This is a genomic window from Streptomyces viridosporus T7A (assembly GCF_008704515.1).
In the GTDB taxonomy this organism is placed as follows: domain Bacteria; phylum Actinomycetota; class Actinomycetes; order Streptomycetales; family Streptomycetaceae; genus Streptomyces; species Streptomyces viridosporus.
The window spans coordinates 5,944,801-5,957,901 of the sequence record NZ_CP023700.1 but is presented as its reverse complement, the minus strand read 5'-3'; the positions used below and the strand labels follow the sequence as shown (position 1 = coordinate 5,957,901).

At 70.6% G+C, this 13,101-nt stretch carries 12 protein-coding genes; 3 read left to right on the top strand and 9 right to left on the bottom strand.

The annotated features are described in order from the left end of the window. Window positions 1-276: 276 nt before the first annotated feature. The 3 genes from CP969_RS27565 to thyX all read right to left on the bottom strand — a co-directional run bounded on the left by CP969_RS27565 (window position 277) and on the right by thyX (window position 3,971). Window positions 277-1,962, bottom strand: a complete 1,686-nt coding sequence (locus CP969_RS27565) for a ribonuclease J (protein ID WP_004982683.1) — start codon at window positions 1,960-1,962, stop codon at window positions 277-279. Window positions 1,963-2,114: 152 nt separating this feature from the next. After that, window positions 2,115-3,017: a 4-hydroxy-tetrahydrodipicolinate synthase gene (dapA, locus tag CP969_RS27560; protein ID WP_004982684.1), complete on the bottom strand. Its 903-nt coding sequence runs from the start codon at window positions 3,015-3,017 to the stop codon at window positions 2,115-2,117. A gap of 213 nt (window positions 3,018-3,230) precedes the next feature. After that, complete coding sequence (gene thyX, locus CP969_RS27555) at window positions 3,231-3,971, bottom strand: FAD-dependent thymidylate synthase (RefSeq protein ID WP_004982686.1); 741 nt, start codon at window positions 3,969-3,971, stop codon at window positions 3,231-3,233. A gap of 231 nt (window positions 3,972-4,202) precedes the next feature. Here thyX and CP969_RS27550 point away from each other — a divergent pair, with 231 nt between their 5' ends. Both CP969_RS27550 and CP969_RS27545 read left to right on the top strand, forming a co-directional pair. Continuing rightward, a complete protein-coding gene (locus CP969_RS27550; RefSeq protein WP_004982688.1) occupies window positions 4,203-4,442 on the top strand; it encodes a hypothetical protein in 240 nt (79 codons plus the stop codon). Window positions 4,443-4,554: 112 nt separating this feature from the next. Continuing rightward, window positions 4,555-5,112: a hypothetical protein gene (locus CP969_RS27545; RefSeq protein ID WP_016824419.1), complete on the top strand. Its 558-nt coding sequence runs from the start codon at window positions 4,555-4,557 to the stop codon at window positions 5,110-5,112. A gap of 78 nt (window positions 5,113-5,190) precedes the next feature. Here CP969_RS27545 and CP969_RS27540 read toward each other — a convergent pair whose 3' ends face one another. From CP969_RS27540 to rpsO, 5 genes are all read right to left on the bottom strand, one after another. Then, a complete protein-coding gene (locus tag CP969_RS27540; protein WP_004982692.1) occupies window positions 5,191-5,634 on the bottom strand; it encodes a tetratricopeptide repeat protein in 444 nt (147 codons plus the stop codon). Window positions 5,635-5,649: 15 nt separating this feature from the next. Next, on the bottom strand, window positions 5,650-6,402 hold the full coding sequence (gene dapB, locus CP969_RS27535; RefSeq protein WP_016824420.1) for a 4-hydroxy-tetrahydrodipicolinate reductase: 753 nt from the start codon (window positions 6,400-6,402) through the stop codon (window positions 5,650-5,652). Between the two features lie 49 nt (window positions 6,403-6,451). Beyond that, window positions 6,452-7,831 carry a M16 family metallopeptidase gene (locus CP969_RS27530; RefSeq protein WP_016824421.1) on the bottom strand — a complete coding sequence of 460 codons (1,380 nt, stop codon included), beginning with the start codon at window positions 7,829-7,831 and terminating at the stop codon, window positions 6,452-6,454. Further along, a complete protein-coding gene (locus tag CP969_RS27525) occupies window positions 7,828-10,047 on the bottom strand; it encodes a polyribonucleotide nucleotidyltransferase (RefSeq protein WP_004982700.1) in 2,220 nt (739 codons plus the stop codon). Before CP969_RS27525 ends, CP969_RS27530 begins: the two co-directional genes overlap by 4 nt. 358 nt (window positions 10,048-10,405) lie before the next feature. Further along, complete coding sequence (rpsO, locus tag CP969_RS27520) at window positions 10,406-10,693, bottom strand: 30S ribosomal protein S15 (protein ID WP_004982702.1); 288 nt, start codon at window positions 10,691-10,693, stop codon at window positions 10,406-10,408. Window positions 10,694-10,978: 285 nt separating this feature from the next. Between rpsO and CP969_RS27515 the strand changes: the two genes are divergently transcribed. After that, window positions 10,979-11,260, top strand: coding sequence for a DUF397 domain-containing protein (locus CP969_RS27515; protein WP_016824422.1), 282 nt, complete (start codon window positions 10,979-10,981; stop codon window positions 11,258-11,260). A gap of 60 nt (window positions 11,261-11,320) precedes the next feature. Here the strand turns inward: CP969_RS27515 and eccD are convergent, their stop codons facing one another. Next, window positions 11,321-12,835, bottom strand: coding sequence for a type VII secretion integral membrane protein EccD (eccD, locus tag CP969_RS27510; protein ID WP_016824423.1), 1,515 nt, complete (start codon window positions 12,833-12,835; stop codon window positions 11,321-11,323). Between the last annotated feature and the right edge of the window lie 266 nt (window positions 12,836-13,101).

Here is a 13,101-nt window from a genome sequence, read left to right as displayed (position 1 = left end):
TCCCTTCGGTCTTGCGTTTCCGACTCTATCAGATCTTTCCGATCCGATTTCCTCGGTGCTTTCCGGGGTCCCGCGTCCGCGTTTCCCTTTCCGGCGGACCCGACTTTATCAGAAGTTTCTGAGTCGGATTTTCTCGCCCCTCCGGGAGCGGTTCCGACGCACGAGATGGTCGGGTTCCCGATCGGGGGGAGCTGTAAACGTACTGGAGCGGGGTGCCCCGATGCAAATCGGGGTGCCCCGCTCCGGGTTCGCTCGTGCGTGGGGTCGGACGGACCGTCAGACCTCGACCACCACGGGCAGGATCATCGGCCGGCGCCGGTACGTGTCGGAGACCCACTTGCCCAGCGTCCGGCGGATGAGCTGCTGCAGCTGGTGGGGTTCGACGACGCCGTCCTGGGCCGAGCGCTCCAGCACCTCCGTGATCTTCGGGATCACCCCGCCGAAGGCGGAGTCCTCGATGCCGGAGCCCCGGGCCTGGACGTGCGGACCACCCGTGATCTTGCCGGTGGACGAGTCGATGACCACGAAGACCGAGATGATGCCCTCGTCCCCGAGGATCTTGCGGTCCTTCAGGGCCGGCTCGCCGACGTCGCCGACGGAGAGGCCGTCGACGTAGACGTATCCCGCCTGGACCTTTCCTGCGATCTTCGCCTTGCCCTCGACGAGGTCGACGACCACGCCGTCCTCGGCGATGACGATGCGGTCGTGCGGGACACCGGTCAGGGCGCCCAGTTCCGCGTTGGCGCGCAGGTGGCGCCATTCGCCGTGCACCGGCATCAGGTTCTTCGGGCGGCAGATGTTGTAGAAGTACAGCAGCTCGCCGGCGGACGCGTGGCCGGAGACGTGCACCTTGGCGTTGCCCTTGTGGACGACGTTGGCGCCCCAGCGGGTCAGGCCGTTGATCACGCGGTAGACCGCGTTCTCGTTGCCGGGGATGAGCGACGACGCCAGGATCACGGTGTCGCCCTCGACGATGCGGATCTGGTGGTCGCGGTTGGCCATGCGGGACAGGGCCGCCATCGGCTCGCCCTGGGAGCCCGTGCAGACGAGGACCACCTCGCTGTCGGGGAGGTCGTCGAGGGTCTTGACGTCCACGACCAGGCCCGGCGGGACCTTGAGGTAGCCGAGGTCGCGGGCGATGCCCATGTTGCGGACCATGGAGCGGCCGACGAAGGCGACCCGGCGGCCGTACTCGTACGCCGCGTCCAGGATCTGCTGGATGCGGTGGACGTGGCTGGCGAAGCTGGCCACGATGATCCGCTTGCGGGCACCGGCGAAGACCTGGCGCAGGACGTTGGAGATGTCCCGCTCGGGCGGGACGAATCCCGGGACCTCGGCGTTCGTCGAGTCGGCGAGGAGGAGGTCGATGCCCTCCTCGCTGAGTCGGGCGAACGCGTGGAGGTCCGTGAGGCGGTTGTCCAGCGGGAGCTGGTCCATCTTGAAGTCGCCGGTGTGGACCACCATGCCGGCGGGGGTGCGGATGGCCACGGCGAGCGCGTCGGGGATGGAGTGGTTGACCGCGATGAACTCGCAGTCGAAGGGGCCGATGCGCTCGCGCTGTCCTTCCGCCACCTCCAGGGTGTACGGGCGGATGCGGTGCTCCTGGAGCTTCGCCTCGATGAGGGCGAGGGTCAGCTTGGAGCCGATCAGCGGGATGTCCGGCTTCTCGCGGAGGAGGAAGGGGACGCCGCCGATGTGGTCCTCGTGACCGTGGGTGAGGACGATGCCCTCGATGTCGTCGAGACGGTCCCGGACGGACGAGAAGTCCGGCAGGATCAGGTCGATTCCGGGCTGCTCCTCCTCGGGGAAGAGCACTCCGCAGTCGACGATCAGCAGACGGCCGCCGTACTCGAAGACCGTCATGTTCCGGCCGATCTCGCCGAGGCCGCCGAGCGGCGTGACGCGCAGACCGCCTTCGGGGAGCGCGGGGGGCGGACCGAGTTCAGGATGCGGATGACTCAAAAGACTCTCCTCACCACACACGCCACGTACCGGTGGGCACGTGGCGCGCGTGACGTTCGTGCAGAAGCAGTTGTCGTTGTGGGGTGCGCGGGCACCGGTGGCCCGCTTATTCAGTTGTGAAGCCGGTGCGCGGGCGGTCGCGCGAAGTCTGGTTACTGAAGCTGTACCCCGCCGGCAGCAAGATCGATCTTGAGCTGCTCGACCTCTTCCGGCGCGCACTCGACCATGGGGGCACGCAGGGGCCCGGCGGGCAGGCCCTTGAGGGCGAGCGCCGCCTTGGTGGTCATCACGCCCTGGGTACGGAACACCCCCGTGTAGACCGGAAGCAGCTTCTGGTGGATCTCGGTGGCCTTCTGGACGTCCCCCGAGGTGTACGCCTCGACCAGGGCGCGCAGCTCGGGGGTGACGAGGTGGCCGACGACCGAGACGAAGCCGACGGCGCCCACGGAGAGCAGGGGGAGGTTCAGCATGTCGTCGCCGGAGTACCAGGCCAGGCCCGAACGGGCGATGGCCCAGCTCGCGCGGCCGAGGTCGCCCTTGGCGTCCTTGTTGGCGACGATCCGGGGGTGCTCGGCGAGGCGGACGAGCGTCTCGGTGCTGATCGGGACGCCGCTGCGGCCGGGGATGTCGTAGAGCATGACCGGCAGCCCGGTGGCGTCGGCGACGGCGGTGAAGTGCCGGTGGAGGCCCTCCTGCGGGGGCTTGTTGTAGTACGGGGTGACGACCAGCAGAGCGTGCGCGCCGGTGCGCTCGGCGGCGCGGGCCAGCTCGATGCTGTGCCGGGTGTCGTTGGTGCCGACTCCGGCCACGACGTGGGCGCGGTCGCCGACCGCCTCCAGGACCGCTCGTACGAGATCCGCTTTCTCCGCGTCGCTGGTGGTGGGGGACTCGCCGGTGGTGCCGTTGATGATCAGGCCGTCGTTGCCTGCGTCCACCAAGTGGGTGGCGAGCCGCTGTGCGCCGTCGAGATCGAGTGCGCCGTCCGCCGTGAAGGGCGTGACCATGGCGGTGAGGACCCGCCCGAAGGGGGTCTGCGGAGTGGAGGTCGGAGCCATGGGTTACACGCTACTCGTTGCTCAGGTCGGGGTCTGCCCTCGGGGGAGACGGCAAACTGGGGCAAAAGGGGGACCCGGCACTGCCCGCTCGGGGGTTCAGGCAGTGCCGGGCCCGTTTGATCAGGCTAGATGAACTTCACGAAATGCCGCAATACGGACACCGCGGAGGGCTGACCCGCAGATGTGCGCCCAGCGCGCGAACGGGGAGTTCCTTCACGGTGCGACACGGCCGTTGGCGTTGAAGGCGGCGTAGGTGAGCGGCATGAGCCGGGCCCACTCGGCCTCCATCTTCTCGCCGACCATCTCGATCTCCCGCTGCGGGAAGGACGGGACCTTCGCCAGTTCGTGCTGGGTGCGCAGTCCGAGGAAGTGCATCAGGGAGCGGGCGTTGCAGGTGGCGTACATCGAGGAGTACAGGCCGACGGGGAGCACCGCGCGGGCGACCTCGCGGGCGACGCCGGCGGCGAGCATCTCCCGGTACGCCTCGTACGCCTGCCGGTAGGAGTCCTCCATGACGCGGCCCACCAGCTCCTGCTGGGCCTCGGTGCCCTCGACGAAGCGGTACTTGCCGGGGCGGCCCTCCTGCACCAGCTTGCGGGACCCGTCGGGGACGTAGAAGACCGGCTGGAGCTCGCGGTAGCGGCCCGACTCCTCGTTGTAGGACCAGCCCACGCGGTGCCGCATGAACTCCCGGAAGACGAAGATCGGAGCGCTGATGAAGAAGGTCATCGAGTTGTGCTCGAAGGGGCTGCCGTGCCGGTCCCGCATCAGGTAGTTGATCAAGCCCTTGGAACGCTCGGGGTCCTTGTTCAGCTCGTCCAGGGACTGCTCGCCGAGGGTCGAGACGCGGGCGGCGAACAGCACGTCGGCGTCGGACGCGGTGTGCTTGACCAGCTCGACGGTCACATCGCTGCGGAAGTCGGGCTTGAGGTCGTCGGCGGGGGTGTCGGTCACGGCGCGGAGGTCCTTCCATCACATCTCGCGGGCGGCGCCCACTCTACGGCCCGGCTCCGACAGCGGATCGTTCGACGGGACGTTCGACGTCGGGCCACGACATACGCCACCGAACGGCTGCGAACATCATCGAACTTCTGCGTACTCGGCGAAAGTGGGCACTTTTCGGGGCGTCCGTTCGTCTGTGTTGGTGACAGTGATTCGTTCGACCCGAAGGGAGAGGTACCCCTGATGTTCGGTCGGCGTGAGCCCGTACCGTTCGCCTTCCTCGCCGAGGCCGAGAGGTTCCGCAGCAATGTCACTCCCCCGCCCCGTGAACGGGCGACCGTCGGTCAGATAGCCGGGCGCTGTCTGCTGGGGCTCACCGTCGTCGCCGGACTGGTGGGCTCTTTGATCATCGGGACGCCCGCGCTGTCCACCGATCCCGCGGGCACGGGGACCCAGCAGTCACAGGCCACCGACGGGCGCTGAGCCGCCGGGTCGGCCGCACCGGTCCCGTCCGGACCCCGAGGGTGGTGACTGCGAACACAGGTCGGTAGCCTCACCGGGCACTGCCCACGCATGGATCGAGTGAGGACCAGCCGTGCCCCTGCCCTTCCTGACGGCCGACCGCGCGTTCGACACGGCGGACGACGCCGCTCTGCCGTACGACGACCGTGACCGCTGGCGGCGCCCGTACCGCCCCGGGCCGTGGCGGGTGGGTGCGGCGGCGATTCTGCTGCTGCTCGCCTCGTTCGTGCTGTTCGCGGGGGTCGTCATCGCGGCGACGGCGACGCTGTCGTCCGCCGGTGCCGTGTTCGGCATAGCACTGGTCGTCGTCGGCTGCGCGCTGCGGATGCTGCGCACGGGCGTCTGGGTGAGCGCGCGGGGCCTGCGCCACGTGGCCTTCCTCACCACCCGTACGACGCCCTGGGAGCAGGTGGCCTCCGTGCGCACGGTGCAGCAGCCGGTGCGCTGGCTGGGGCTGCCGCGCACGGTGCAGGGGCAGGCACTGCTCCTCGTCCGGCGGGGGCGGGCGGCGGAGACCCTGCCGCCCCTGCTGACCTCGCACAACGCGGACTTCCTGGGGCGGGACCCGCTGGCCTTCGACCGGGCGGCCGACTCCGTGGAGGCCTGGGCCGACGAGTACCGGCGGAGCTGAGCACGCGGACCCCTGCACCATGCGTCGGGGCCCGGTCCGTACAGACGGACCGGGCCCCGACGCATGGTGCGCCCACGCTCAGTGGGAGGTCTTGTGCAGGGCGATCGCCCGTTGCATGGCCTTGCGGGCGCGCGGGGTGTCGCGGGCGTCGTGGTAGGCGACGGCGAGCCGGAACCAGTTGCGCCAGTCGTCGGGGGCGGCCTCCGTCTCGGCCTTGCGCCGGGCGAAGACCTCGTCGGCCGAGTCGCGGTCGATGCGGCCGCTGGGGAGGCGCTTCAGCTCGTCGACGGGCAGTCCGCCCTCGGCGTCGAGCTCGGCGGCGAGCCGGTTGGCGTGGCGGACGAACTCGGTGTTCTTCCACAGGAACCACACACCGATGACCGGCAGGATCAGCACCGCGACGCCGAAGACGACGGTGAGGGGCGTACCGGTCTCGATGAGCAGCACACCGCGGCTGCCGACCAGGACGAAGTAGACGACCAGGACGGCGGCCGTGACGGCGTAGGAGATCTTGGCGCGCATGGGGTCGGCTCGGGCTCAGTTCAGGTCGAGGAAGTGTTCCAGGCCGAAGGTCAGGCCGGGAGTGGTCACCACGCGGCGGACGCCGAGCAGGATGCCCGGCATGAAGCTGCTGTGGTGCAGGGAGTCGTGGCGGACGGTGAGGGTCTCGCCCTCGCCGCCGAGCAGGACCTCCTGGTGGGCGAGCAGGCCGCGCAGCCGGACCGCGTGCACCGGGACCCCGTCCACGTCCGCGCCGCGGGCGCCGTCCAGGGCGGTGGTGGTGGCGTCCGGGGCGGGGGCGCTGCCGGCCCGGCGGCGGGCCTCGGCGATGAGCTGGGCGGTGCGGGTGGCGGTGCCGCTGGGGGCGTCCACCTTGTTCGGGTGGTGCAGCTCGACGACCTCGACGGACTCGAAGTACGGGGCGGCGATCTGCGCGAACTTCATGGTCAGCACGGCGCCGATGGAGAAGTTCGGCGCGATGAGCACGCCCGTCTCCGGGGACTGCGCGAGCCAGCCCCTCAGCTGCGCGAGGCGTTCGTCGGTCCAGCCCGTCGTACCGACGACCGCGTGGATGCCGTGGCGCACGCAGAAGTCGAGGTTGCCCATGACGGAGGCCGGGGTGGTCAGCTCCACGGCGACCTGGGCGCCGGTCTCGGCGAGGGCCTCCAGCTTGTCGCCCCGGCCGAGGGCGGCCACCAGTTCCATGTCCTCGGCGGCCTCGACCGCCCTGACCGCCTCGGACCCGATCCGGCCCTTGGCACCGAGGACCGCCACGCGCAGCTTGCTCATCTTCCTTGCTTCCTTGTCGGGGGGTGGGGCCTGCCGGCAGGTCCCGCGGCTAGGCGACGGCGTCGTGCAGCCGGGACGCCTGCTTGTCCTTGAGCGGGCCGATGACCGACAGGGAGGGCCGCTGTCCCAGGACGTCGCGGGCGACCGAGCGGACGTCGTCCGGAGTGACCGAGGCTATCCGGGCCAGCATGTCGTCCACCGACATCTGCTCGCCCCAGCACAGCTCGCTCTTGCCGATGCGGTTCATCAGCGCGCCGGTGTCCTCCAGGCCGAGGACGGTGGAGCCCCGGAGCTGACCGACGGCGCGCTCCATCTCGTCGTCCGGCAGTCCGTGCTCGGCCACGTGGTCGAGTTCGTCGCGGCAGATCTTCAGCACGTCGTGGACCTGCGAGGGCCTGCAGCCCGCGTACACGCCGAACAGGCCGCAGTCGGCGAAGCCGGAGGTGTACGAGTACACGCTGTAGGCCAGACCGCGCTTCTCCCGGACCTCCTGGAACAGGCGGGAGGACATGCCGCCGCCGAGGGCGGTGTTCAGCACGCCGAGGGCCCAGCGCCGCTCGTCGGTGCGGGACAGGCCCGGCATGCCGAGGATGACGTGCGCCTGCTCCGTGCTGCGGTCGACGAGGTCGACGCGGCCCGCGGTGCGCAGGGCGCGCCGGCCGCCGCGCGGGGCGATCGGCCGGGCGCCGGGGTCCTTGAGGGCGCCGGCCGCCTCGAAGGCGGCGCGGACCTGGCGTACGACCTTGCCGTGGTCGATGTTGCCGGCGCAGGCGACCACGAGGTGGGTGGGGTCGTAGTGCTTCCGGTAGAAGCGGCGGATGCGGTCCGCGGTGAGGGAGTTGACCGTCTCGACCGTGCCGAGCACCGGACGGCCGAGGGGGTTGTCGCCGAACATGGTGTGCGCGAACAGGTCGTGCACGCAGTCGCCCGGGTCGTCCTCGGTCATCGCGATCTCTTCGAGGATGGCGCCGCGTTCGACGTCGACGTCCTCCTCACGTATCACCGAGCCGGTGAGCATGTCGCAGACCACGTCGATGGCGAGCGGCAGGTCGGTGTCGAGCACACGCGCGTAGTAGCACGTGTACTCCTTGGCCGTGAACGCGTTCATCTCGCCGCCGACCGCGTCGATGGCGGAGGAGATGTCCAGGGCGGACCTGCGGGCCGTGCCCTTGAAGAGCAGGTGCTCCAGGTAGTGGGTGGCGCCGCCCAGGGCCGGGGTCTCGTCGCGGGAGCCGACGTGCGCCCAGATGCCGAAGGTCGCCGAGCGGACCGAGGGCAGGGTCTCGGTGACGATCCGCAGGCCCCCGGGAAGGGTGGTCTTGCGGACGGTGCCGATGCCGTTCTCCCCCTTGATCAGGGTTTGGGTACGGGCGACGGCCCGCACCTCCGAGGAGGTGCGGGCCGTCGTGTTGAAACCGTGGGACGTCACTTGTCGGCGTCGTCCTTCTGCTCTTCGGAACCTTCCTCGTCCTCGATCACGGGGACCAGGGAGAGCTTGCCGCGGGAGTCGATCTCGGCGATCTCGACCTGGACCTTCTGGCCCACGCCGAGGACGTCCTCGACGTTCTCCACGCGCTTGCCGCCGGCCAGCTTGCGGATCTGCGAGATGTGCAGCAGGCCGTCCTTGCCGGGGAGGAGGGAGACGAAGGCGCCGAACGTCGTCGTCTTCACGACCGTGCCCAGGTAGCGCTCGCCGACCTCGGGCATCGTCGGGTTGGCGATGCCGTTGATCGTGGTGCGGGCGGCCTCGGCGGAGGGGCCGTCGGCGGCACCGATGTAGATGGTGCCGTCGTCCTCGATGGTGATCTCGGCGCCGGTGTCCTCCTGGATCTGGTTGATCATCTTGCCCTTGGGGCCGATGACCTCGCCGATCTTGTCGACCGGGATCTTGACGGTGATGATCCGCGGGGCGTGCGGGGACATCTCGTCGGGCCGGTCGATGGCCTCCATCATCACGTCGAGGATGTGAAGGCGGGCGTCGCGGGCCTGCTTGAGGGCCGCGGCGAGGACGGAGGCGGGGATGCCGTCCAGCTTGGTGTCGAGCTGGAGGGCGGTCACGAAGTCCTTGGTGCCGGCGACCTTGAAGTCCATGTCGCCGAAGGCGTCCTCCGCACCGAGGATGTCGGTGAGGGTGACGTAGTGGGTCTCGCCCTCGATCTCCTGGGAGATCAGGCCCATGGCGATACCGGCGACCGGGGCCTTGAGCGGCACACCGGCGTTCAGCAGCGACATGGTGGAGGCGCAGACCGAGCCCATGGACGTCGAGCCGTTGGAGCCGAGGGCCTCGGACACCTGGCGGATCGCGTAGGGGAACTCCTCGCGCGAGGGCAGGACCGGGACCAGGGCGCGCTCGGCGAGGGCCCCGTGGCCGATCTCGCGGCGCTTCGGGGAGCCGACGCGGCCGGTCTCGCCGGTGGAGTACGGCGGGAAGTTGTAGTTGTGCATGTAGCGCTTGCGGGTCACCGGGGAGAGGGTGTCCAGCTGCTGCTCCATGCGGAGCATGTTGAGGGTGGTGACGCCCAGGATCTGGGTCTCGCCGCGCTCGAACAGCGCCGAGCCGTGCACCCGCGGGATGGCCTCGACCTCGGCGGCCAGGGTGCGGATGTCGGTGACACCGCGGCCGTCGATGCGCTTCTTCTCCTTGATGACGCGCTCGCGGACCAGGGACTTGGTCAGCGAACGGTACGCGGCGGAGATCTCCTTCTCGCGGCCCTCGAACTCCGGCAGGAGCTTCTCGGCGGCGAGCGCCTTGACGCGGTCCAGCTCGGCCTCGCGCTCCTGCTTGCCGGCGATGGTGAGCGCCTGGGCGAGCTCGGGCTTGACGGCGGCGGTCAGCGCCTCGAGGACGTCGTCCTGGTAGTCCAGGAAGATCGGGAACTCGGCGGTCGGCTTGGCGGCCTTCGCGGCGAGGTCGGCCTGGGCGCGGCACAGCACCTTGATGAAGGGCTTCGCGGCCTCCAGACCGGCGGCCACGACCTCCTCGGTGGGTGCCTCGGCGCCGCCCTCGACCAGCTTGACGGTCTTCTCGGTGGCCTCGGCCTCGACCATCATGATCGCGACGTCGCCGTCCTCCAGGGTGCGGCCCGCGACGACCATGTCGAAGACGGCGTCCTCGAGCTCGGTGTGCGTCGGGAAGGCGACCCACTGACCGCGGATCAGCGCGACGCGGACGCCGCCGATCGGGCCGGAGAAGGGCAGGCCGGCCAGCTGCGTGGACGCGGAGGCGGCGTTGATCGCCACGACGTCGTACAGGTGGTCGGGGTTGAGCGCCATGATCGTGGCGACGACCTGGATCTCGTTGCGCAGGCCCTTCTTGAAGGACGGGCGCAGCGGGCGGTCGATGAGGCGGCAGGTGAGGATCGCGTCCTCGGAGGGCCGGCCCTCACGGCGGAAGAAGGAGCCGGGGATCCGGCCGGCCGCGTACATCCGCTCCTCGACGTCCACCGTGAGCGGGAAGAAGTCGAGCTGGTCCTTGGGGTTCTTGGAGGCGGTGGTGGCCGACAGCACCATGGTGTCGTCGTCCAGGTAGGCCACGGCGGAGCCGGCGGCCTGCCGGGCGAGGCGGCCCGTCTCGAAGCGGATGGTGCGGGTGCCGAAGGAGCCGTTGTCGATGACGGCCTCGGCGTAGTGGGTCTCGTTCTCCACTAGCGTTTTCTCCGTTACTTGTCGTCTTTGGTCCCGCCGCGCCCGTGTGGCGGGGGGACGGTGGCGGAGAAGCGCTCCACTGGTGCGGGCCGGTCTTCGATCGAAGCACCCGGGTTCACTCTCCCGGGGGCCACTACCGAGGACCGGCGGCGAGGCGCGCTTCTCCTCGTGCGTCGTTGACGTCCGGAGGACGTCCGTCGTGACACCCGTGGAACCGCATACCCGATGCGGCACGGGTCATCACACTGAGTCGTACTTCATGCGTTGTGCTACCACACTACAAAGATGCGGCGGCACTCCGCACGTACAGCAAAGGGAGCGGCCCCCTCGTCACGGGAACCGCTCCCCTCACGGCGTCTTACTTGGCGCCCGCCGCACCGCGGCGGATGCCGAGGCGGTCGACCAGCGCACGGAAGCGCTGGATGTCCTTCTTGGCGAGGTACTGCAGCAGCCGGCGGCGCTGACCGACCAGGATCAGCAGACCACGGCGGGAGTGGTGGTCGTGCTTGTGGGTCTTGAGGTGCTCCGTCAGGTCGGAGATCCGACGGGAGAGCAGAGCGACCTGGACCTCGGGGGAGCCGGTGTCACCCTCCTTGGTACCGAACTCGGAGATGATCTGCTTCTTCGTGGCGGCGTCGAGCGACACGCGTACTCCTCATGGTCTGGATAAAGGGCCACCGAGTGCCCCCGGTCTTCGTCTCGGGGGATCTTCCATGACTCGGAAGGCGGGGATCCGCTGAGCGCGGCCTCCAGAGCGGGCGCTCCGGGGGTGCGTACACAAACGGCCGTCAGCCAGACTACCAGGCAGCGGCGGGCGCTTTTCCCGGGTCCGTCGAACCGCCCGGGTCGGACGGAGGCGGCCACTAGGGTGAGCGCTCGGAGTCGTTCGTACGGCGGATACGGCGGAAACGACGGAAGGGAACGCTGCGGCATGGCGGAGACGGCTGAGGAGATCAAGGCGCGCAAGGAGCGGGAGAGGGACGAGCTGTACGCACTCGACATCTCCGGCGTCGAGTGGCACGGCGCGCCGGGTACGGAGGAGCACGAGGAGCGCGTCGAGATCGCCTACCTGCCGGGCGGCGCCGTGGCCATGCGGTCGTCCCTCGACCCGGACACCGTGCTGCGGTACACGGAGGCGGAGTGGCGGGCGTTCGTGCTGGGCGCGCGGGACGGGGAGTTCGACCTGGAGCCGTCGGGTCCCGACGCGAAGTGACCGCGGCGCGACGCCCGGCAGGCTCCCCGCACGGGTGCGCCCGCCGGGCGTCGCGCCGCGTCAGCCGGTCATCGACCGCACCGTCGTGTACACGTCGAAGACGGCGAGTGCCAGGGGCACCAGCGTCAGCAGCACGAAGCCCTCGGCGATCTCCAGGAAGCGGCCCCAGAAGGGCGTGAGTCCGCTGCGCGAGGCCATCAGGCCGATGGCGGTGATCAGCGCGGCCGCCGCCGCGATGGCCGCGACCAGCCAGACCGTGCGGATGTCGAGGTCGGTGCGGTCCCCCGCCAGGGCCTCGCGGACCAGGGCGTTCGGCGGGTTGAGCGCCAGGCCGAGGCCGAGCGCGACCAGGGAACCGAGGCCCGCGGCCAGGACGGTGGCGACCTGCGCGGTGTAGCGGAACAGCTGCGCGCGCATCAACAGGGCGATTCCGGTGGCGAGGGCCAGCAGTTGCGCCCAGAGGTCGTCGGAGAAGCCGAGCACCAGGGCCGCGCCGACCGCGACCAGCGAGCAGCCGCCGACCAGGCCGACGAGGAGTTCGTGGCCGCGCCGGGCCCGGGCCTCGATGCGTTCGGCGTCCACCGGTTCGTGGGGCTCGGGGTCGGCGCCGTACACGCTGCGCGGGGCGGTGTCCGGTGCCTCGAAACCGATGGGCAGCCGGGCGAAGCGCAGGGACATGCCCGGCAGGAAGGCGAGGGCGCCGATGGCGACGGGGGCGCACAGGGCGGCGCTCTCGGCCGGGGTCCAGTTCCTCAGGAGCGCCACGAAGGTGGTGACCAGGGCGAGGCCCGAGGCGACCGCGAAGGCGACGAACGGGCCGTCGCCGCGCGGGGAGCACAGGGTGAGGATCACCGAGGCCACCAGCACCGCCGCGCAGGCGAGCAGGAACTGGAGCTTCCCGACGCCCTGCCCCTCGGAGAGCGACAGCAGGCCGGAGCCCGCCACGCCCATGTTGGGGAGGGCGCCGAGGCCCAGCGCGACGGCCGCGGCCCGGTCGTCGTAGACGCGGGCGCGGACGCAGCCGAGGACGACGAGGAGGACCCCGGCGATGCCCGCGAGGATGCCGGGGAGGCCGTGCATGTCGTGCCGCGGGTCGGCGGACCAGGCGACGAAGGCGAGCAGGGCGGGCAGCACACCGCCGCCGACGAGGCCCGCGGCACGCGTGAGGTCGCCGCGCCACAGGGAGCGGTCCCGGGTCACCGCGGAGGCGACCGCTTCGGAGACGTCGTCGATGACGGCCGGCGGCAGCGATTCGGAGAAGGGGCGGAGGGTGAGGAGTTCACCGTCGAGGATGCGCTGCGCCGCGAAGGAGCGGGAGCTGTCGAGGACGGTCCCGTCGCGGCGGACGAGGTGGTAGCCGACCGGGGCGCCCTCGGCGGCGGTCTGCCGGGAGAGCCGGAGGATCTCGGGGTAGACATCGGCGACCGGTACGTCGTCGGGCAGCGCCACATCGATCCGGCTGTCGGGCGCGACGATGGTGACCCGGCAGAAGCCGAGCCCCGTCACCGCCCCGGGAAGGGCTCCCTGGCCCGGTCCGCCCGTGCCGGTGGCCGCCGTGGAGGCCGTCGTGCTCACCTGCTGCTCCCCCTCAGTGCTGCTGCTGTGTCTGCGGTGTGAAGGTCCTGCGCCTCTTTCCCGGCGTCCGCCGCAGGACGGGGCGGCACGGGACGGACGGGGGGCCGTCCGGCAGAGCCCGGCGCCTCCGTGCCGCACCGCATCTCACGGAATGCCCCATACATCCGTCCGGTTCACCTGTGCTCACGCGAACATCCGGCACCCTACCGCCCGCCGGTGCGCGGCGGGATCAGTAGGATCACGCGGCGGCCCTCGTCCGCCTGACA

What these genes read in the sequence shown, in the direction of transcription:
- dapA (WP_004982684.1), bottom strand. Translation starts at nt 3,017, where the DNA reads ATGGCTCCGACCTCCACTCCGCAGACCCCCTTCGGGCGGGTCCTCACC.
- CP969_RS27550 (WP_004982688.1), top strand. Translation starts at nt 4,203, where the DNA reads ATGTTCGGTCGGCGTGAGCCCGTACCGTTCGCCTTCCTCGCCGAGGCC.
- CP969_RS27540 (WP_004982692.1), bottom strand. Translation starts at nt 5,634, where the DNA reads ATGCGCGCCAAGATCTCCTACGCCGTCACGGCCGCCGTCCTGGTCGTC.
- dapB (WP_016824420.1), bottom strand. Translation starts at nt 6,402, where the DNA reads ATGAGCAAGCTGCGCGTGGCGGTCCTCGGTGCCAAGGGCCGGATCGGG.
- CP969_RS27515 (WP_016824422.1), top strand. Translation starts at nt 10,979, where the DNA reads ATGGCGGAGACGGCTGAGGAGATCAAGGCGCGCAAGGAGCGGGAGAGG.